This window comes from Sphingomonas sp. BL-S-29 (genome assembly GCF_055521495.1).
This window is the reverse complement of the sequence record NZ_CM145482.1, coordinates 1,072,624-1,093,804: the sequence shown is the minus strand read 5'-3', so window position 1 is coordinate 1,093,804 and position 21,181 is coordinate 1,072,624. Positions and strand designations below refer to the sequence as shown.

Genomic DNA, 21,181 nt, shown 5'->3' with positions numbered 1-21,181 from the left:
TCAGCGGAACAGGGCGAGGTCGATGGACTCACCCATCGCGCGGTAGCCGGCATCGCCGGGGTGAAGCGCGTCGCCGCTGTCATAAGCCTTGGCCATGCGCAGCGGATCGGCCGGGTCGGCGATGGCCTTGTCGAAATCGATCACGCCGTCGACATTGCCGGGCGTGCGGATCCAGGCATTGACCGCGGTGCGCACGGCATCGCCTTCCGGACTGTAATAGCCGGCGCCCTTGTAGGGGAGCACGGTCGCGCCGATCACCTTCACGCCGCGATCATGCGCGCGGGCGATCATCTGGCGGTAGGCGCCGGTGATGTCGGCGACGCTGGGCAGCGCGGTCTTGGCGCGGGTCGCGCTGCCGATGTCGTTGATACCTTCGAGGATCACGACATAGCGCACGCCGGGCACCGACAGCACGTCGCGATCGAAGCGGGCGAGCGCCGCCGGGCCGCTGCCGGTGTTGAGCAGGCGATTGCCCGAGATGCCGGCATTGGCGACGGCGAAGCCGGACTTGCCTGCCCTGGCCAGCCGCGCGGCTAATATGTCGGGCCAGCGGTTGTTGGTGTCGCGGCTCGATTGCGCGCCGTCCGTGATCGAATCGCCGATGGTGACGATCGTCGCGGTGGCGGGGCCGCCCGAGACGTCGATGCCGGTGAGCAGCACGCGCATCGTGTTGGTGGGGCCGCCGGGCGGGAAGCTGGCGGCGGCGGTCTGGTCGCCCGGGGCGATCTGCGTAGTCGCGACGCCCAGGGCGTGGACGCTAAGCGAGGCCGTGTCGCCAGGCACATGGATGCTGACCACGACATTGGCGAGCGGACCAGTTCTGAGCGCGACGGGGTCGCTGACCATGGGGGCGCCGGCCGGGATGACGGGCGAGGCGTCGCCGTCGAAGGTGACGATTCGGTCGCTGCCGGGGACGACCTCACCATTGGGGCCGGCGAGCCCGACATGGACGGCGCCGATCGGACGCGGTTCGGTGCCCGTCTCGTTGGACAGGCGCAGACGCAGGGTCGAGCCGCCGGCCGAGAGATGCGCGACCATGCGATAGGTGACGTCCGAGGTCGGGACGGTGGGGCCTTGTTGGGGCTGGGGCGGTGGCGGCGTCGGCTGGCCCGGCTGTACTGGCGGCGGGGGGCGCTGGCCGGGGCGCTCCATCGGCACAGCCTGCCAGCTTCTCGTCCAGACCTTCGACTGGGCGGTGGCGGCGATCGGCTGACACACCAGCGCCAATGCGGCGAGGGACAGATAGGGACGGAAGCTTCTCACCATCTTCTCCTTTTTTATCGTTTCGCCGCCTTGTGACGGTCATCCCTGGCCTCGACCGGTGCCGCGATAGCGGTACCATAGCGGGCGTTATCCGCGACTCCAACTGGCCCGAATCGGGCGTTTCGCGACAGAAATGATCGGGCTCACCTGCCCCTTGCCAGCGACCCCGGACAGCGGGATAACCGCGCCAAGAATCATATAGAATATCGGATATGTCCGAGTCGGGGAGAGGAAGCATGAAGAAATCGCCTTTGTTGTGCGGTGTGCTGCTGAGTGCCATGGCGGCCGGCGGCGTCGCCACGGCCGCGGGCCAGGACGTCGTGACGCCAGTGATTCCGAGCGACTCCGCCGCGCGGCCGCGATCGCCCGAGGCGCAGGCGGTGCTCGATGCCTCGACCGTCGAGCTGGTGCGCGAGATGAAGGCGCAGGGCATCACGGCGTTGCGCATTCCGAAAAACGCGGTGATCCCCGGCCGGCCGGACTTCGCCAATTACGACGAGGCCAAGGCCAATCCCTATCCGAACCTGCCGCCGCTGATGACGCTGCGCGATGGGACCAGGGTGACGACGCCGGCGGGATGGGCGAAGCGCCGCGACGAGATCAAGGCGCTGTTCGACACGCAGGTCTACGGCAAATATCCGGCGCGTCTGCCCAAGGTGACCTGGACCATTGCCAGCACGGCGGAGCAGGATTTCGAGGGCATCCCCGTGATCGTCAAGCATGTCGTCGGCCATGTCGACAATGCGGCCTATCCGGCGATCAGCGTCGAGATCGCGGCCGACATCGTCACCCCCGCCTCCGCCAAGGGCAGGAAAGTGCCGGTGATCATCGGCGGCGGATCGCTGCGCCCACGGCCGATGCCGCTCGCCCCGCCGACCCGCGCCACCACCGGCATGTGCATGCTGAGCGGCCCGGTGGTCGATTCCTCGGGCAAGCAGTTGCTCGAGAAAGGCTGGGGCTTCGTCTCGGTCGACAATAATGCGGTGCAGGCGGACAACGGGGCCGGCCTGACCAAGGGCATCATCGGCCTGGTCAACAAGGGCCAGCCGCGATCGATGGACGATTGGGGCGTGCTGCGTGCCTGGGCTTGGGGCGCCAGCCGGACGATGGACTATCTGCTGACCGACCCCGATGTCGACGGCAGCAAGGTCGGCGTGATGGGCCATTCGCGCGGCGGCAAGGCGGCTTTGGTGGCGCTGGTCGACGATCCGCGCTTCGCGATCGGTTTCATCTCCTCCTCGGGCGCGGGCGGCGCGAACCTGTACCGCCGCAATTATGGCGAGCTGCTGGAGAATGTCGCGGCGCCCAATGAATTCCACTGGATGGCGGGCAATTTCCTCAAATATGCCGCGGTCGGCCACAGCGCCGACGAGATGCCGGTCGACGCGCATGAGTTCGTCGCCCTGGTCGCGCCGCGCCCGATCTTCATCGGCGGCGGCGGGCTGATCATGGATCCGCCCTGCGCCATTCCGGGCGATGCGTGGCAGGACGCGCAGGGCATGTTCATGGCGGCGGTCGCAGCCAGCCCGGCCTGGGAAGTGCTGGGCAGGAAGGGCATCGGCACCTCGACCTTCCCCAAGGTCGAGACGCTGATCGACAGCGGAGACGTTGCGTTCCGCCAGCATCCCTGGGGCCATACGCCCAACCCCAACTGGCACTATTTCATCCAGTTCGCGCAGAAGGAACTCAAATGATGCGCGAGCTCGACTTGTCGCGCCGCGGCGTGCTCGCGCTGGGCGCGGGTGCGGCGCTGACCGCGAGCGCCGGCCCTGCCCTCGCCGCGGGCAAGCTTACCGCCGGCGAGGTGATCGAGCGGATGAAGCTGCAGATCGGCGGTCCGTGGCGTGACGGCGGGGTGGACGGCTTCAAGGCCGGCGGGCCCGACACGGTCGTGACCGGCATCGCCACCACGATGATGGCAACGTTCGACGCGATGAAGGCGGCGGCGCGCCAAGGCCTCAACATGATCATCACGCATGAATCGACCTGGTTTTCGCATCAGGACCGGCTGAGCGGGATCGAGGACGATCCGCTCTACCGGACCAAGCTGGCCTATACGAAGACGCACGATCTGGTGTCGTACCATCTGCACGATCACTGGCATGCGCTGCGCCCGGTCGACGGGATCAATCTCGGCACGATGCAGCTGATGGGCTGGACCAAGTTCATGCATGCCGACAACCAGCGGCTGTTCACCATTCCGAAAACGAGCCTGCTCGCACTGTCGAAGGATTTCCAGAAACACATGGGCGCGAACACCATCCGGGTGATCGGCGATCCGGCGCTGCCGGTGTCGATCGTCTATGAAAGCTGGGGCAATTGCAGCGCCTTTCCCGGCATCAACTTCCTCAACAGCGAGGCGGACGTGCTGGTGATCGGCGAGACGCAGGACTGGGACCTGATCGCCTATGCCCAGGACCTGGTATCGTCGGGCCGGAAAAAGGCGCTGATCGTGCTCGGCCATGTGAAGTCGGAGCAATGGGGCATGAAGGCCTGCGCCGAATGGCTCGGCGGGTTCGTGAAGGAAGTGCCGGTGAAGTTCTTGCCGATCATCGAGCCCTATTGGAACGTCCGCCGCCCGGTGTTCGAGATCGATACGAGGATCGCATGATGCAGGCCGCCCCTCCCCTTCCGGCCCGTCCGCCGCTCCACACCGGCCCGGTCACGGCGCTGCAGCTGGTCGATCGCATCCTCGAAAAGTCCGGCGCGCCGGGCCGGCCGCAGACCGTCGACCGTATCGTCGCGGGCGACCCGACCACCGCGGTGACGGGCATCGCCACCACGGCGATGGCGACGTTCGATTGCCTCAGGGCCGCAGTGGCCACGGGCAAGAACCTGATCGTCACCTTTGATCCGCCCTTCTGGTCGAGCAACGACGCGCTCGACCGGCTCGAGGGCGACGAATTGTTCAAGGCGAAGCGCGACTTCATCCGCGCACATGATCTGGTGATCTTCAACTTCCACGATCACTGGCGCGACCGCACGCCCGACGGGATCGCGACCGGCATGGCGAAGGAGCTGGGCTGGACGGGCAACCTTGCCGACCCGGCCAATCTCAACCTGTTCAAGCTGGCGCCGACGACCCTGCTCGGGCTGGCGCAGCAGCTTCATGACAGGCTCGGCGACCGCACCATGCGCATCGTCGGCGACCCGAAGCTGCCGGTGGCGACGGTCGCGACGAGCTGGGGCAATGCCTCGCAGCTGCCGACCATCGCCCTGTTCAACAGCGCGGTCGATGTGGTGGTGTGCGGCTACACCCGCGAATGGGAAGCAGTGGAATATGCCCAGGACCTGATCGCCGCGGGGGGCAAAAAGGCGCTGATCCTGCTCGGCCAGGCGAAGTCGGTCGCGGGCGGGATGCGCTATTGCGCGGAGTGGCTGACGACGATCATCGACGAAGTGCCGGTCGCGTTCATCGCCGAGGTGGAGCCCTATTGGAATCCGGACGAGCCGGTGTTCGGGATCAACACGCAGATTTGATTTTCACGCGAAGGCGCGAAGGCGCGAAGGCTTGGGGGCAGGTAGCGCATTCTTCCGGCTTAGCGCGGAAGCGTTCGGAACGAACACCGGTGCCCGGGATTGTGCGAGCAATGGCCAAAATCCTCCTCCTGCTGGCTGCGGCAGCGTCGGCGTCCGGCGCGGCTCCCGCAGCGCACGAGATCGTGCAGTCTTACGACAGCTATCAATCCTGGTTCGTTGCCTGTGACAACACGCTCTCCTGTGTCGCCAAGGGCTTCAGCGACAGTGACGCGGGCGCCGAGATCCGGATCGAGCGGGATGCGGGGCCGAAGGGCGCGGCGATCGTCTCGATCAGCGCGGATCATGGTTTTGCGCTTGGCGATGTCGCGATCGACGGCCGGCCGGCAGGCCTGGCGGCGCCGGCCTGGCACTTGACGAGCGAGGACGGCGAGACATCGGCGACGAGTGACGACCCTGGCGCGGTGCGGGCGATCGTGCAGCGCCTGCGTAAGGCCTCGACACTGACGCTGGGCGGGGACGTTGCGGTGCCGCTGGACGGGTTCGCCGCGGCTGTCCTGCGCCTCGACGATCGTCAGGGAAGAGTGGGCGGCGTTAGCGCACTGCTGAAACCGGGGCCGCTGCCCGCTGCTCGGGTGCCCGCGGCGCCGATGGCCCCGAGGATTTCCGGCCACCCGATCCGCGCGCAACTGGCCGCGGGCGAGGAAGCGCGGCTGATCGCCTCGGTTCGTGCCAGCGAGAAGGCCGAATTCGACAAGGAGGAATGCGGGGAGACGCCGGAATTGCCCGAGGCACATGCCCTGGACGAGGGCCGGGCGCTCGTCCTGATCCCCTGCATCATGGGCGCGTATCAGGGGTCCTCCCTTGCCTTCATCGCCCCCCGTGCGGGTGGCGCCGCGCATCGGCTGATCGCACCGACCCCGTATCGCGGCGCTGGATCCGACGGATCGGGCGCGGCCTATTTCACCGAGAGCGCGTTCGATCCGAAGACGGGCACGCTGAGCATGGCGGCCAAGGGGCGCGGGCTTGCCGATTGCGGCATGTCGGCGAGCTGGATCTGGGACGGTGAGACGTTCCGCCTCTCCGAGATGACGCTCCAGCAATCCTGTGGGGGCACCGCGCCGGGGGACTGGCCGACGCTGTTTCGATCGACCCGTTAGCAGTCAGACAAAGGACGATCGATGCGTATTTCATGGAAGCTTCTTGCAATGCTTGCGACCGTCGCTGCCGCGCCGGCAGCGGCGGCGCCCTGGTGGTATGCCGGCCATGCCGGGGACCGGGCGGTGTTCGTCGATGCGGGATCGGTCGAGCGCGATGGGCAGAGGGTCGACTTCGCGTCGAAGGAGGTGATCCGGCGGCTGGGCGATCCCGTCGCGATGCGGGTCAAGTTCATGCGCGCGGACTGCGCCGGCCGCGTCCTGGGCTGGGTAGGCGTCCAGCGCTTCGGCCATGATGAGGCAGTGATCGACACCTCGACCCGCCGCGCCCCGGAGATGGCGAAGCCCGACGGCCCGATAGCGCAGGCCGAGCTGGATTTTGCCTGTTCCGACGCAGCCGCACGGGAAGCGGCCGGCTATTTCCCCCTGACCATCGACGATGCGGCATTTACCGCGGCGGTCCTCGACGAGGCCAATGCGGGCCAGTCCCCGAGCGCCCTGCACGATCGCATGGCTGCCGACGACAGTGTCACGGTCATCCGCTCCTCCGCGCCGCCGCCCGCGAGCTTCGGCAAGCGGCAGACCGTGACGATGGGACAGCCGATGGTGCCGCCGCGCGATTATGCCAGGGGGCCGCAGGTGCCGGAGCCCAGGGACCATGACGCGATCGACGTCGGGCGGATCTACGACATCGCCTATCAGGGCATCAAGGATGGCGAGATGCAGTTCGAGATCCGCGGTTATTCGATCGACGATCTGGTGCATCCGGGATCGGGCCAGACCGAGACCTTCAGGCTGGGCGCCGCGCAGGCCCATATTCGTGATCTGACCTTCACGATCGAGAAGGCGCTGCCCGACCGGATCACCTACAGCGTCACGATCGACAGAGGTTCGGGCGACATGACGCCGTGAGCGCATCTGCGGTTCAGCTTTCCGGAATCAGTCGTTCACCGGCGATCCGTGCTCATATTCCTCTCGGCGGATCATCGGGGCGACGGTCAGCGACTCGCAGTTTTCGAGGTGTCGCCCACCGCGACGGAATATTGAGTTCGGTTCGCAAGATCCGTCCAGCGGTGCGTGGTCATGGGCTCATCGCTATAGGTCACATCGGCCATTTCCGTCGGGTCTTGGAATAAAGGCCCGGAAAAGTGACATGTGGCGTAGTCGCGGACTGGGTCTCGATCAGCGCGGCGCATTTGCTGGCGTCGAACGCGGATGATTCATCGTGGATGTCGACATATCGCAGCGCATTGCGGGTGAAATGGAACGTCGCTTCGAAAGGAAGATCGGCCAGCGTGTAGGGAATCCTCAGCGCGGACCGCTGGTCACGATCCGGCGCGAAGAATTTTCCTTGCTGGCCGGAAGCCGCGCGCACGCTTTCGACCGTGCTGCCCCACAAAATGCCGTTCCAGTTCCCCCCAACCCTGGGGCAGCGGTTCCAAAATGCCCGATCTGCGCGTTCACGCCCGTCGCCATGAGGCATAGCGTCAGCGCGCCGGCGGCCAGCTTCACCCCGTAGCGCATCTAGCGCACCATCCGCTGCGGCAGGACGGAGACCATTACCTTCTTGCCCAGCGCGCGTGCCGACCCCCGGCTCGTGCACCACAAGGCGACGCTATAGTCTCGCACCACACCGGATTCGTCGCGGCCGAAATAGATTTTTTCGAAGAATTCAGTCCCGGGATGTGACGTCGTCGCGGCGTTCGTCACGTCATAGGTGAAACCCAGGGCATCATATTGCGGATAGTCCAGGCTGACCGGCGCGGTGGGGATTTCCCCTTGCGCATAATCCTCGGGGTCGATCTGCCGGGTGAGCATGTCGGCCCAGTCAGTCCGCCAGGCCTTGCCGGGTTGCGGCTCCGGCGGGAGGCGGGCGACGGTGATCATGCAGCGTTCGGCGGATTGCCCCTTGGGCAGTGCCCTGCCCTCCGGGAAATCGATGAAGATGCGCTCGGCCGGCGTCCCCGCTGGCCTGGCGCGGGCGCGCTTGTCGTAGAGATCGACCGTGACGCCGCCCAACATGAGGAGGTGCGGCGTGCCCTGCGGACCGGGCCCGGCTGTCCGGAACGAGCCCGAGCGGATCTGGGCGGCGGCGGGCGCGGCGCCCAGGAGCAGCCCGGCGAGCAGGAACGCAGCGTGGGTTCTTCGCATCATCGGCGTCCTGTCCTGGCGCCAGCGAGCGCGCGTTCGATATCTGTCGTCGAAACACCGGATTTGGCGGCGAGAAAAGGGAAATGCGCGCTGAGGCGCGGAGAACTGTGCCTCAGCGGGAATCTTTTTCCTTGTTCCCGGCCTTACGTCTTCCCATGCGCGCCCTTCCTGTTGACACGTTCGATCGGCAAACGTCGCTTGCATCGTGCGACCGATATAGCATGGTAGCGATACCGCCAACGAGCGGCAGGGGGAGAGAGCAATGGCTGATTCAGAACGTCTGGCGCGCATTGCGGCGGACCCCCGATACCTGGCGCTGACGCGACAGCGCGGCCGGTTCACCTGGACGCTGACCTGCGTGATGCTCGCTGCCTATTTCGGCTTCATCTTGCTCATCGCCTTCGACAAGAGCGCGCTTGCCGCGCCGATCGGATCGGGCGTGACATCGGTCGGCATTCCGGTCGGGCTCGGCGTGATCCTGCTCGCGATCGGGCTGACCGGGCTGTATGTGCGCCGCGCCAATCGCGACTACGACGCGCTGGTGCAGAGCCTGGTCGAGAGCAAGGGCGAATGACCCTCGCCCGCGCCGCCGCGCCCATTGTCGCTATCGCCTCCGCCGCCCTGCTGATCGCCACTCCTGCCCTGGCGGACGGCGTGGCGGGCCAGACGGTGCAGCAGGCGACCAACTGGACCGCGATCACCATGTTCGCGGCCTTCGCGATCCTGACGCTCGGCATCACCCGCTGGGCGGCGCGGCGCACGCGCACCGCGTCCGATTTCTACACTGCCGGCGGCGGCATCACCGGGTTCCAGAACGGGCTGGCCATTGCCGGCGACTACATGTCGGCGGCGAGCTTCCTCGGCATCTCGGCGCAGATCTTCGCCGACGGCTATGACGGGCTGATCTATTCGATCGGTTTCCTGGTCGGCTGGCCGATCATCCTGTTCCTGATGGCGGAGCGGCTCCGCAATCTCGGGCGCTATACCTTTGCCGATGTCGCCTCGTTCCGCTTCGCGCAGACGCCGGTTCGGACCTTCGCTGCGCTGAGCACGCTGGTCGTCGTGCTGTTCTATTTGATCGCGCAGATGGTCGGCGCGGGGCAGCTGATCAAATTGCTGTTCGGGCTGCGTTACGAATATGCCGTGGTGATCGTCGGGGTGATGATGACGCTGTACGTGCTGTTCGGCGGCATGACCGCGACGACCTGGGTGCAGATCATCAAGGCGGTGCTGCTGCTCGGCAGCGCGAGCTTCATGGCGTTCATGGTGCTGGCCCAGTTCGGCTTCTCGCCCGAGGCGCTGTTCGCGCGCGCCGTGCAGGTGAAGACCGATCTCGCCGTGGCGACCGGCCTGTCGGGCGCGGAAGCGACGACGCGCGGGCGATCGATCATGGGGCCGGGCAATTTCATCAAGGACCCGATCTCGGCGATCTCGTTCGGCATGGCATTGATGTTCGGCACCGCCGGCCTGCCGCATATCCTGATGCGCTTCTTTACGGTGCCCGATGCCCGGGCGGCGCGCAGCTCGGTGCTGTGGGCGACGGGGTGGATCGGCTATTTCTACCTGCTGACCTTCATCATCGGCTTCGGCGCGATCGTGCTGGTGGCGACCGACCCGGGCTATCTCGACGCGACCGGCGCGTTGCGGGGCGGCAGCAACATGGCGGCGATTCATCTGGCGCAGGCGATCGGGGGAAACATCTTTCTCGGCTTTGTCTCGGCAGTGGCGTTCGCGACGATCCTGGCGGTGGTCGCGGGGCTGACCCTGTCGGGCGCCTCGGCGGTGAGCCACGATCTCTACGCGACGGTGTTCCGGAAAGGTGCGGCCGATTCAGCGGCCGAGCTGCGCGTGTCGCGGCGGACGGTGCTGGTGCTGGCGGTGGTCGCGATCCTGCTCGGCATCCTGTTCGAGAAGCAGAATGTCGCGTTCATGGTGAGCCTGGCCTTCGCGCTGGCGGCATCGGGCAATTTCCCGGTGCTGCTGCTGTCGCTGCTGTGGAAGGGCTGCACGACGCGCGGCGTGGTGGTTGGCGGATCGGTCGGGCTGGTGACGGCGTTGGTGCTGACGATCCTGTCGCCGGCGATCTGGGTCGCGATCCTGCATCACGACAAGGCGATCTTCCCGTATTCGTCGCCCGCGATCTTCACGGTGCCGCTGGCCTTCTTCACGATCTGGCTGGTGTCGGTGCTCGACACCTCCGCGCGGGCGGCGGTGGATCGAGGGGCGTATCTCGAGCAGCGGGTGCGGTCGGAGACGGGAATCGGGGCGGCCGGGGCTTCCAGCCACTGACCGCTCCCTCCGTCGTGCCGGACTTGTCCGGTGGTACCTACTTTACTTGTTCCCCGGCGAAGGCCGGGGCCCAGTTGGGGGACGCCTATAAACTGGCGCCCCCGCTTCACAACGATAGCCTTCCCGACTGGGCCCCGGCCTTCGCCGGGGAACGAGTAGGTACATGCTTCAGCGGGACCGCCACCGAACAGGTCCGGGGTGACGGCGTGGCGCAGGCGGCGGATCAGTCCGCCGCCGCCTCGACCGACTTCGCCCCCCACAGCGCATAGAAGAGCACATAGAGCTCACACGCCGCGGTCAGCAGGAAGGACAGTTGCAGGCCGTACGCATCGGCCAGCCAGCCCTGCACGATCACCAGCGCGCCGCCGGCGATGGCCATGATCAGCAGGCCCGATCCTTCCTCGGTCAGCGGGCCGAGGCCGCGGATGCCGAGGGTGAAGATCGTGGGGAACATGATCGAGTGGAACAGCCCGACCGAGATCAGCGCCCACATCGCAATCGGACCGGTGGTGAAGGTCGCGATGAGCATCACGACCAGCGCTCCCACGCTGAACGCCGCGAGCACGGTTTCGGCCGGGATACGCTGCATCAGATAGCTGCCGAGGAAACGCCCGACCATCATCCCGCCCCATAGCAGGAAGAGATAATGCGAGGCCTGTTCGTGCGTCAGATTGCCGATCTCCGGCGCGGAGACGAAGTTGATGAACAAATTGCCGACGCCGATCTCGGCGATCAGGTAGATGAAGATCGCCGGTACGCCGAACACCAGGTTGCGGTGACGCCACAGGCTGTGGCCGTGCCGTGCCTCGCGCGCCTGGCCGCGGGTCGAGGCGTTCATGTCGGGGAGTTTGAAGCGCGCGATCACCACCGCGAGCACGACCAGCACCGCGGCGACAATCAGATAGGGCAGCTGCACCGATTGCGCGTCGGCCAGCCGCTCCGCCGGGGTCAGCACCGCGCCCGCTGCCGCAGTGCCCGAGGTGCTGCGCCCGAGGATCAGATAGCCGCCGAACAGGGGCGCCAAGGTCGTGCCCATCGAGTTGAACGCCTGGACCAGGTTCAAGCGCGACGAGGAGGTTTCGGGCGATCCGATCACCGCAACATAGGGGTTGGCCGCGACCTGCAGCAAGGTGATGCCGGCGGCGATGATGAACAGGGCCGCGAGCACGACGCCATAGGAGGGGATCATCGAGGCGGGGACCATCAGCACCGCGCCGAAGGCCATGATGATCAGGCCGGCGACGATCGAGCGCTTGTATCCGATCCGCTCGATCAGCATCGCCGAGGGGATCGAAGCGAAGAAATAGGCGATGAACCAGACCGATTCGATCAGGGTTGTCTGGGTATAATTGAGATCGAACACGCTGCGCAGATGCGGCAGCAGCGTGCCGTTGATCACGGTGATGAACCCCCACATGAAGAACAGGGTGGCGAGCAGGCTGAGCGTTGCCCGGTAGCCGGGGCCCGCGCCGGCGCCTGCCCCCAGCGGCGCCGTCGTATTGAGTATCGGTCCCGCCATTTTCACGTCCTCTGCTGCATCGCTTGTTTTTTGTCTGAGTATATGTAAGCAAAATCGCGGTCAACGGCGCCGGTTCGAGCAGCCGTGGTGGAGGGCGATTTTTCATGCAGAAGGTTTTGATCATGCTGGCGGCGATTGGAACCCTTGGCGTCGCCGCCGAGGCCCATGCCGCCTCCGCGGCGCGCGAGACCGTGGGCGAGGTCGGCGGCGCGAAGGTCGAGGCGATCACCCTGTCCAATGCGAAGGGCGTGACGGCGCGCATCCTGAGCTATGGCGCGACGCTGCAATCGCTGGTCGCGCCCGACCGCGACGGCAAGCCGGCCGATATCGTGCTCGGCTATGACGATCTTGCCGGCTATGTCGACAAGCCCAATTATTTCGGCGTGACCGTCGGCCGCTATGCCAACCGCATCGCCAGGGGGCAGTTCGCGATCGACGGCAAGACCTATCAGCTGCCGATCAACAACGCCCCCAATTCGCTGCACGGCGGGACCAAGGGGTTCGACAAGGTGGTGTGGCGCGTCGTCTCGGTCGAGAACGGGCCCGTGGCGCGCGTGACCTTCGGCTATGTCAGCCCGGACGGCGACCAGGGCTATCCCGGCAAGCTCGACGTGACCGTCACTTACGGCCTCGACGAGAAGGGATCGCTGTCGATCGAGTACAGGGCGTCGAGCGACAAGCCGACTATCGTCAACATGACCAACCATGCGATCTTCGATCTCGGCGGCGAAGGGTCGCCGATGGGCGCGATGGGTCACAGGCTGACCATGCCGGCCAGGGCCTATACCCCGGTCGACGCCACGCTGATCCCGACCGGCGAGCTGCGCCCGGTCCAGGGCAGTGTCTTCGACTTCCGCAAGCCGCGCGTGCTGGCGGAGGGCCTGCGTGACGGGCGCGACACGCAGATCGTCGCGGGCCGCGGCTACGACCATAATTTCGCGATCGATGCCGGGCTGACCGCCGAGCCCAAGCTGGCCGGGCGGCTCGAGGACCCCGTCTCCGGCCGGGTGCTCGAAGTGCTCAGCACCGAGCCCGGACTGCAACTCTATACCGGCAATTTCCTCGACGGCACGCTGGTCGGCAAGCACGGCCATGTCTATCGCATGGGTGACGGCGTCGCGATGGAGCCGCAGAAATTCCCCGATACGCCCAACCAGCCGGCCTTCGGCTCGGCACGGGTCGATCCGGGCAAGCCTTATCGCCACCTGATGATCTACCGCGTCTCGGTGGCGCCACGCTGATGACGACACCACCACCTTCTGGGCTGCGTTCGCGCGCCTGGTTCGACAACCCCGCGAACATCGACATGACGTCGCTCTATATCGAGCGCTACATGAATTTCGGCCTGTCGCAGGAGGAGCTGCAATCGGGCAAGCCGATCATCGGCATCGCCCAGACCGGGTCAGACCTTTCCCCCTGCAACCGCCATCACCTCGTGCTGGCCGAGCGGCTGCGCGAAGGCATTCGCGAAGCCGGCGGCATCGCGATCGAATTCCCGGTCCATCCGATCCAGGAGACGGGCAAGCGCCCGACCGCGGGGCTGGACCGCAACCTCGCCTATCTCGCTTTGGTCGAGGTGCTGTACGGCTACCCGCTCGACGGCGTGGTGCTGACGATCGGCTGCGACAAGACCACGCCGGCCTGCCTGATGGCGGCGGCGACGGTGAACATCCCGGCCATCGCGCTGTCGGTCGGGCCGATGCTCAATGGCTGGCACAAGGGCGAGCGCACCGGATCCGGCACGATCGTGTGGAAGGCGCGCGAGCTGCTCGCCGCGGGCGAGATCGACCATGCCGGCTTCGTCAAGCTCGTCGCGTCGTCGGCGCCCTCGACCGGCTATTGCAACACCATGGGCACGGCGACGACGATGAACTCGCTGGCCGAGGCGCTGGGCATGCAGCTGCCCGGATCGGCGGCGATCCCCGCGCCCTATCGCGACCGGCAGGAAGTGGCGTGGCGCACCGGCAAGCGTATCGTCGAGATGGTCGCGGAAGATCTGAAACCCAGCGACATCCTGACGCGCGACGCCTTCACCAACGCGATCGTGGTCAATTCGGCGATCGGCGGATCGACCAATGCGCCGATCCATCTCGCCGCGATCGCACGCCATATCGGCGTCGACCTGCCGCTCGACGACTGGCAGACGCACGGCCACAAGGTGCCGCTGATGGTCAACCTGCAGCCGGCGGGCGAATATCTCGGCGAGGATTTCTATCATGCGGGCGGCGTCCCCGCGGTGGTGGCCGAGCTGATGAAGCAGGGGCTGATCCGCGAGGAGGCGATCACCGCCAATGGCAGAACGATTGGCGACAATTGCCGCGACGCGACGATCGAGGACGCGGACGTTATCCGCCCCTTCGCCGAGCCGCTGATGGCGGATGCGGGCTTCGTCGTGCTCAAGGGCAATCTGTTCGACGCGGCGATCATGAAGACCAGCGTGATCAGCCCCGAATTCCGCGCGCGCTACCTGTCGGACCCGAACGATCCCGACGCGTTCGAAGGCCCCGCGGTCGTGTTCGACGGGCCCGAGGATTATCACGCGCGCATCGACGATCCGGCGACCGGCATCACGGACCGGACGCTGTTGTTCATGCGCGGCGCCGGGCCGATCGGGTATCCGGGTGCGGCGGAAGTCGTGAACATGCGACCGCCCGGCTATCTGATCCGCGAGGGCGTGCATGCCCTGCCCTGTATCGGCGACGGGCGGCAATCGGGCACGTCGGGATCGCCCTCGATCCTCAACGCCTCACCCGAGGCGGCGGCCAATGGCGGCCTGGCGCTGATCCGCACCGGCGACCGGGTGCGCATCGACCTGCGTGCCGGCACGGCCAATGTACTGATCGACGATGCGGAGCTGGCCGAGCGCCGCCGCGCGCTGATGGCGGCGGGCGGCTATGCCTATCCCGCCTCGCAGACGCCGTGGCAGGAGATCCAGCGTGCGATCGTCGGCCAGCTGGATAGCGGCGCGATCCTGGAAGGGGCTGATCAATATCAGCGGATCGCCCAGACGCGCGGGTTGCCGCGGGATAATCACTAAAGGGCCAGCCCATCGCTGCCGAAGTCAGCGACGTAAGCGAGACGGTGTCCTTTGCTTCCTTGTGCTCCCGCGAAGGCGGGAGCCCAGACTGGGTCCCCGCCGTCGCGGGGACACAATGCCCCCCAACCCAAAAAAAGGGCCGGCGCGAAGGCCGGCCCGGAGGGGGGAGGAGAGGAAAGGGTTCAGAATTTGGAGCGGACGCCGAACAGGACCTGGCGGCCGGGATAATAGACGCTGTAGGTCGCGTTTTCGTAGCCGAAGGTCGTGCGGAGCGGCGCGTTGGTGATGTTCAGCACGTCGAGCGTCAGGCGGAACGCCTTGTTCAGGAACGGCAGTTCGTACCCGGCGGACAGATCGAGCTGGCCGCGCGCATCGCTGATCAGGCCGACCGGCAGATTGTTCTGCGGGCCGTTCGCCGCCACCGTCTTGTCGTTCCAGACATAGTTGACGCTGATCGAGACGCCGTGCCCTTCGTAGAAGCCCTGGAGGTTGTAGCTCCACGGCGCCACGCCCGGCGCGAACAGGCCGCTCGACGAGCTCTGCTTGATATAGGTCACGTTGGCTGAGGCACCGAGACCCTTCACCGCGAAGTCGAGCGGCTGGACCCAGGTGCCCTCGATGCCGTCGAGCACCAGATTCTGCAGATTGACCGGCCGGTTGACCGTCACCGTCGCGACATTCGGGCCGCCGCGCAGGTCGATCGCCTGCTGCTGCGTGGTGTTGAGGTCGCTATAGTTGATGCCGAGCGAGGTGAACGGCACGGTCGACTGCTGCGTCACGGTGAAGCCGTCGACATTCTTGTGGAACGCCGCGAAGCCGACATAGCCGATGCCGCCGGTATAATATTCGCCGCCGATATCGATATTGTTCGAGGTGTAGGGCTTCAGATCCGGGTTGCCCGCGGTCGCGATCTGCGCCGACGGATCGGAGAAGGTCAGGCCCGGCAGCAACTGGCTGGCATCGGCACGCGTCATGCTGCGCGAGGCGGCGACGCGCAGCTTGATCCGGCTGGTCAGGTCATAGGTCGCGTTGAATGAGGGCAGGAACTCGTCATAGCCGGTCTTCAGTGTGACATCGACCAGGCCCGTCGCGGTCTGGGTCGGGCCGACCACCGTCTGGTTGGTGTGGACGTAGCGGATGCCGGCATTGATGTGCAGATCATTGCCCGCGACCGTCGCGACGGCATTGGTCTCGGCATAGGCGCCGAAGGTCTTTTCCGCGATGTCGCCGGTCGCGCCGCCGGTCACCGCGCCGCTGCTCTCCGGCGCGCTGTCGCGGAAGGACGCATAGTTGGTGGCCTTTTCCAGCGCCGCCAGATTGGGGATGATCATGCTGGTATAGCCGACGCTGCCATCGGCGAGATGGCCGAAATTGTCGACGCTCCAGCGCGACAGATATTGCGCCACCGCCGAATTCGGCACCGAGCCGGTCAGGCCGTTGCAGGTCGCGCCGCACACCGAGGTCTGGAAGGCGATGCTGTTGTCATAGGCGCGGATCGAGCGCGAGGCCTCGTCATAGGCCAGGCCGAACTTGAAGTTGGTCGTCTTGTCGCCGATCGTCGTGTCGAGATGCGCCCCCTTGGTGGTCGTCTCGCGGCGGACATTCTGCACGTTCACGCGGTACCATTGCCAGCCGAGATTGGGATCGCCCAGGTCGCGGTTGGTGGTGATGATCGGCTGCGCGGCGCCGGTGCTGTTGTCATAGGTGACCTCCAGGCCGGATTCGCGCGGCGTCTGGAAATCGAACTGGGGCTGTTCGCGGAAGAAGGTCGAATGGCCGTAATTGAGCTGCGCGTCGATCTTCACGTTATCGGCCGGCTGCCACGAGACGTTCGGGTTCACGTTCCAGAACTCGGTGGTCTGGTGGAACACGTCATTCTCCAGGAAGAAGCTGGAGTTGGCGAAGGTGCCCTTGGTCACGACATTGTTCTGATCGACCGTCAGGCCGATCGGGACCATGCCGCCGGTCGAGGTCGGCGAGGTGCCGGGCCCGGAGTTGCGGACATACCAGTTCATGTTGAGCCGGTAATAATCGCGGATCGACTTGGCGTAGATGGCGTCGACGGCGAAGCTGAGCGTGTCGCTCGGCCGCCATTCGACCGACGCCAGCGCCGAGATGCGCGAGCGCGTGCCGTCAGTGAAGCTGTTGCGGCCGAGCCGCGGGATGATCGCCTTGGAAAGCTGGTCGAGCGACAGGCCCGAGGTCGCGGCGAGATCGAGCGGGGTGCCCGGGGTCAGGCCGTGGCCGACATTGTTCGGCGTGACCGACGCATAGGAGAACCCGTTGCCGCCTGCATTGCAGCTGGCGGTCGGGCAGGTGAGATTGGCATCGGTCCAGCCGATCGTTTCGAAGCCGTCGATCCGCGTCTTGGTCTTCACGCCCGAGACGCCGATCAGCACGCCGAAATTGTCCCAGGTCTTGCTGGCGACGATCGCGCCGCGCGGGCTGACCTGCTGGTTGCTATCGGTATATTGGCCCTGCGCGATCACGGTGACGTGCTGGCCGGGATTGTCGAACGGGCGCGCGTTGCGCAGGTTGACGGTGCCGGCGATGCCGCCCTCGAGCGTCGAGGCGACCGGGCTCTTCGCCACGTCGAGGCGGGTGAACAGCTCCGACGGGAAGAAGTCGAGATCGACCTCGCGGTTCGAATTGCCGCCATTGGTGCCGCCGTCCGAGGCGATCGCGATCTGCGTGTTGTTGAGCAGCACCTTGGAGAAGCTGGGGCCGAGGCCGCGGATCGAGACCTGCAGGCCCTCGCCGTTGATGTCGCGGTTGAGCTTCACACCTGGCATGCGGTTCAGCGTTTCGGCCAGGTTGGTCGCGGGCAGTTTGCCGATGTCCTCGGCGAAGATCGAATCGCCGAAGGCGACGGCGTTCTTCTTGGCGTTGGTCGCGCTGCGCAGCGAGGCGCGGATGCCGGTGACGACGATGTCGTCCCCCGTTGCGTCGTCGGGGTTCGCCGGATTGGTTTCTTGCGACGCGGCAGCGTCGGGCGCAGTATTTATACTCTGAGTATTTACGACCGGAGCGGCCGTTTCCTGTGCCGAGGCAGTTCCAGCGATCGTCAGGGCACCGATACCGGTGGCGGCCAGCAGGGCGGTCCGCAGGGACTGATTACGCAGGAACATAATGATTTACCTCTCCGAAGGCGCCCGCTCGTCGACGGATCGCCTGATTGCACAAAGCGCTGGTAGCGCTACCAATCCGGGCCGCTAATTGTCTGGGTAAAATCTGTCAAGCAGCGATGTTCGGTTGAGCGCAGAACCGGAACGCATCGTCTCTTTGCGCGATGCAGCGCCGTCGCGACCTCCGGCAAGAGGCCGCCCGGAGCGCGGGCAATAGCGATAGCGTTACCTCGAGGCCATGCTCTTCAGCACGATCGTGGCGTCCTTGAGCGCCCCGGACCGGGCACGCAGGGTGATCGCCCCGGTCTTGCCGACCCTGGCCCGCACCACCACCAGCGCGAGGCCGTTGAACGCCTTGCGGGTCGGCGACTGGAACGACTCGAAGCTGGTCGGATCGCCATTGTCAGTCGCGACGATCTCGCCCGGCCCTTCGACCGTGAAGGTCACCGGATCGTCGGCGCGCGGCACGGTGAGCCCGTCCTTGTCGGTGATGCGCACGGTGACGAAGGACAGATCGCGGCCATCGGCGTCGATCTGCGCGCGGTCGGGCGTCGCCTCGAGCGCGGCGGGCGCGCCCGCGGTCTTCACCACCTCGGTCGCCCAGGGCTTGCCGCCCTTCCAGGTGACAACCTTCAGTTCGCCGGGCTCATAAGTGACGTAATCCCAGCGGAAACGATATTCATAGGGCGCGCGGGTCTTCTTGCCCTGCGACTTGCCGTTGACGAACAATTCCGCTTCGTCGGCCGAGCTGAACACATGGACCGGCGTCACCTGCCCTTCGCGACCGGGCCAGGTCCAATGCGGCAGGACATGCGCGAACTTCAGTTCCGGGCGCCAGCGCGCCTGATAGAGCCAGAAGCGATCCTTCTTGAAACCCGCCAGATCGATGATGCCCGAATAGGAGCTGCGCGCGGCATAATAGGGCGTCGGCTCGCCGAGATAGTCGAAGCCGGTCCAGACGAATTCGCCCGCGACGAACGGATTCTGGTCGTTCGAGGCGAAGACGCGGTCGGGCGAGGAGCCGAAATCGGCGGCATGCAGCTCATAGGCGCTGACCTGCATCCGGTCCGGGTCGCCGCCCGAGCCCGGCCGCACCGGGCCGCTGATCGCACCGGCCACCGGGAAGAGATATTCGCCGCGGCTGCTGAGCGCGGAGGCGCTTTCGGTGCTCAGGATCACCTTGTCGGGATATTTCGCATGAAAGGCCGCGAACTGGCCGGGATAGGCGCGGACGCCGGTGCCCTGATAGTTGAGGCCGATCACGTCGACCGTCCCGGGCAGCGCCATGTCCGGCTTGGCATAGTTCATCGCAGTGGTGGTCGGGCGGGTCGGATCCTCCTCGCGGACGATCTGGACCAGCCCGCGCGAGATCGCGGCGCCCTCCTCCGCGGTATATTGCTCACCGACTTCGTTGCCGACGCTCCACAGCACCACCGACGGATTGTTGCGGTCGCGGCGCAGCATCGCGCGCAGGTCCGCCTCGTGCCAGTCGGGGAAGATCAGGTGGAAATCGAGCGGGGTCTTCTTGCGCTCCCACACGTCGAACACTTCGTCTATCACCAGCAGGCCCATGCGATCGGTCAGCTCGAGCAGTTCGGGCGCGGGCGGATTGTGGCTCATGCGGACCGCGTTGACGCCCATCTCCTGCAGCAGTTCGAGCTGCCGCTCCGCCGCGCGCACGTTGAACGCCGCGCCGAGCGCGCCGAGATCGTGATGATTGTTGACGCCCTTCAGCTCGATACGCTCGCCATTGACGAACACGCCCTTGTTCGCGTCGAAAGTGACGGCGCGAATGCCGAACGGAGTCTCGTAACGATCGACCGGCTTGCCGCCCAGCGTCACGGTGGTGACGGCGACATAGCGGTTGGGCTGCTGCGTCGGCGGCGGGCCCCAGAGGCGCGGATTGGCGAGGCTGGTCGCGCCCGCGATCCTGGCGCTGCCGCCTGCGGCGATGCGCGTGTTGGCGGGCGCGATGCGGGCGACGACGGCGCCCGTCTTCCGGCCGGCGGCATCGAGCGCATAAATGTCGGTGCGCACGCTCGCATTCGCCTCGACGCGGGACTCATTGTCGAGCGAGACGTCGAGCGCGATTATCGCCTTGTCCTTCGCGACGTCGGGCGTGGTCACGCGCGTGCCCCATTGGCCGACATGGACGGGATTCGCCTTGGTCAGCCACACATTCCGGTAGAGCCCGCCGCCGGGATACCAGCGCGCCGATTCGGGCGGATTGTCGAGGCGGATGACCAGTTCGTTCCTGCCGCCGAAGGCGAGATAGGGTGTCAGGTCGAGCCGCCAGCCATTATAGCCATAGGGCCAGCCGCCGACGAGCTTGCCGTTCAGCCAGACCGCCGAATAGGACATGGCGCCCTCGACATCGAGGAACACCGACTTGCCCTTGTCGCGCGCGGGAATATCGAGCGCCTTGCGGTACCAGCCAATGCCCCAGCTCTCCAGCCGGCCCATGCCGCCATAGGGACCGGTCTTCAGGAAAGGCCGCTCGATCGCCCAGTCATGCGGGAGCGTCACTTTCTGCCAGGCGCTGTCGTCGAAGCCAGCCTGGACGAAGGAGACGTCGCTGCCGGGGTTGCCCGCGGGCCGAACGTGGCGCTTCGCCGGATCGCGGATAAAGGCATTGGCGCTGGGCAGGATCCAGGGCTTGAGCACGGACTGGGCGACGGCGGTGACGGCCCTGGCTTCGTCGGGCTTCGCATCGGCTGCCTTGCCGTCCTCGCTCTTCCCGATCTCGGGCCGCACGTCATAGGACAGGCCGGTGACGCCTGCGGGGTCGCCCATATGGAAACGCCAGCCGCTGTTGATCGGGACGCGCTCGCGCGGGGCGGTCTGGGCCTGGGCGCCCGACAGCGCGAGCGTTGCCGTGACCATCAGCGTGGACAGCCGCGCCAGGGTTCGAGCCAGATTTGCCACGACATCTTCTCCACGCACGGCGACCCTGGCGGTCGCGCCCTTCCCGGAACGGCGGGACGCTATGGCGCGCGACGCGAACGGGTCAAGAAATTTGTAGGAGTTATTCTTCCCCTATTTGCCTTCCTAGGCGGAGGTGCGGGCCCAGATAGGGGACGTCGATAAACGGATGCTGCGCGTCGTCACAAGCGCTTTCCCAACTGGGCCCCGGCCTTCGCCGGGGAAGAAAAAGGAAGAAAGG

15 protein-coding genes are annotated in these 21,181 nt (G+C 66.2%); 9 read left to right on the top strand and 6 right to left on the bottom strand.

Annotation, left to right across the window (positions count from 1 at the left end):
• Positions 1 to 1,266: an SGNH/GDSL hydrolase family protein gene (locus ACZ1I2_RS05285; RefSeq protein WP_465174890.1), complete on the bottom strand. Its 1,266-nt coding sequence runs from the start codon at positions 1,264 to 1,266 to the stop codon at positions 1 to 3.
• A 233-nt stretch (positions 1,267 to 1,499) separates the two neighbouring features.
• Between ACZ1I2_RS05285 and ACZ1I2_RS05280 the strand changes: the two genes are divergently transcribed.
• The 5 genes from ACZ1I2_RS05280 (at position 1,500) to ACZ1I2_RS05260 (ending at position 6,809) form a co-directional block, all read left to right on the top strand.
• Positions 1,500 to 2,957: an alpha/beta hydrolase family protein gene (locus ACZ1I2_RS05280; protein WP_465174891.1), complete on the top strand. Its 1,458-nt coding sequence runs from the start codon at positions 1,500 to 1,502 to the stop codon at positions 2,955 to 2,957.
• Entirely contained in the window at positions 2,957 to 3,874 is a 918-nt protein-coding gene (locus ACZ1I2_RS05275) for a Nif3-like dinuclear metal center hexameric protein (RefSeq protein WP_465174892.1), read from the top strand. The genes ACZ1I2_RS05280 and ACZ1I2_RS05275 overlap by 1 nt, the downstream gene beginning before the upstream one ends.
• On the top strand, positions 3,871 to 4,743 hold the full coding sequence (locus ACZ1I2_RS05270) for a Nif3-like dinuclear metal center hexameric protein (RefSeq protein WP_465174893.1): 873 nt from the start codon (positions 3,871 to 3,873) through the stop codon (positions 4,741 to 4,743). Before ACZ1I2_RS05275 ends, ACZ1I2_RS05270 begins: the two co-directional genes overlap by 4 nt.
• Positions 4,744 to 4,853: 110 nt before the next feature.
• Positions 4,854 to 5,900, top strand: a complete 1,047-nt coding sequence (locus ACZ1I2_RS05265; RefSeq protein ID WP_465174894.1) for a DUF1176 domain-containing protein — start codon at positions 4,854 to 4,856, stop codon at positions 5,898 to 5,900.
• A 21-nt stretch (positions 5,901 to 5,921) separates the two neighbouring features.
• Entirely contained in the window at positions 5,922 to 6,809 is an 888-nt protein-coding gene (locus ACZ1I2_RS05260) for a hypothetical protein (RefSeq protein ID WP_465181589.1), read from the top strand.
• Between the two features lie 190 nt (positions 6,810 to 6,999).
• Here ACZ1I2_RS05260 and ACZ1I2_RS05255 read toward each other — a convergent pair whose 3' ends face one another.
• Both ACZ1I2_RS05255 and ACZ1I2_RS05250 read right to left on the bottom strand, forming a co-directional pair.
• Positions 7,000 to 7,296 carry a hypothetical protein gene (locus tag ACZ1I2_RS05255; RefSeq protein ID WP_465174896.1) on the bottom strand — a complete coding sequence of 99 codons (297 nt, stop codon included), beginning with the start codon at positions 7,294 to 7,296 and terminating at the stop codon, positions 7,000 to 7,002.
• Positions 7,297 to 7,421: 125 nt separating this feature from the next.
• Positions 7,422 to 8,048 carry a hypothetical protein gene (locus ACZ1I2_RS05250; RefSeq protein WP_465174897.1) on the bottom strand — a complete coding sequence of 209 codons (627 nt, stop codon included), beginning with the start codon at positions 8,046 to 8,048 and terminating at the stop codon, positions 7,422 to 7,424.
• Between the two features lie 262 nt (positions 8,049 to 8,310).
• Between ACZ1I2_RS05250 and ACZ1I2_RS05245 the strand changes: the two genes are divergently transcribed.
• Together ACZ1I2_RS05245 and ACZ1I2_RS05240 are read left to right on the top strand one after the other, a co-directional pair.
• Positions 8,311 to 8,622 (top strand): DUF485 domain-containing protein, encoded by a 312-nt coding sequence (locus tag ACZ1I2_RS05245; protein WP_465170737.1) that lies wholly within the window; start codon positions 8,311 to 8,313, stop codon positions 8,620 to 8,622.
• Entirely contained in the window at positions 8,619 to 10,337 is a 1,719-nt protein-coding gene (locus ACZ1I2_RS05240) for a cation acetate symporter (RefSeq protein ID WP_465170738.1), read from the top strand. The genes ACZ1I2_RS05245 and ACZ1I2_RS05240 overlap by 4 nt, the downstream gene beginning before the upstream one ends.
• Positions 10,338 to 10,560: 223 nt before the next feature.
• Here the strand turns inward: ACZ1I2_RS05240 and ACZ1I2_RS05235 are convergent, their stop codons facing one another.
• A complete protein-coding gene (locus ACZ1I2_RS05235; RefSeq protein WP_465170739.1) occupies positions 10,561 to 11,856 on the bottom strand; it encodes a sugar MFS transporter in 1,296 nt (431 codons plus the stop codon).
• A gap of 104 nt (positions 11,857 to 11,960) precedes the next feature.
• On the opposite strand from ACZ1I2_RS05235, the gene ACZ1I2_RS05230 reads away from it, so the two are divergent.
• Positions 11,961 to 13,097, top strand: a complete 1,137-nt coding sequence (locus ACZ1I2_RS05230; RefSeq protein ID WP_465174898.1) for an aldose epimerase family protein — start codon at positions 11,961 to 11,963, stop codon at positions 13,095 to 13,097.
• Positions 13,097 to 14,893, top strand: a complete 1,797-nt coding sequence (locus tag ACZ1I2_RS05225) for an IlvD/Edd family dehydratase (RefSeq protein WP_465174899.1) — start codon at positions 13,097 to 13,099, stop codon at positions 14,891 to 14,893. Before ACZ1I2_RS05230 ends, ACZ1I2_RS05225 begins: the two co-directional genes overlap by 1 nt.
• Positions 14,894 to 15,075: 182 nt before the next feature.
• Here the strand turns inward: ACZ1I2_RS05225 and ACZ1I2_RS05220 are convergent, their stop codons facing one another.
• On the bottom strand, positions 15,076 to 18,021 hold the full coding sequence (locus ACZ1I2_RS05220) for a TonB-dependent receptor (protein ID WP_465174900.1): 2,946 nt from the start codon (positions 18,019 to 18,021) through the stop codon (positions 15,076 to 15,078).
• A gap of 222 nt (positions 18,022 to 18,243) precedes the next feature.
• A complete protein-coding gene (gene galB / locus ACZ1I2_RS05215; RefSeq protein ID WP_465174901.1) occupies positions 18,244 to 20,943 on the bottom strand; it encodes a beta-galactosidase GalB in 2,700 nt (899 codons plus the stop codon).
• Positions 20,944 to 21,181 lie beyond the last annotated feature (238 nt).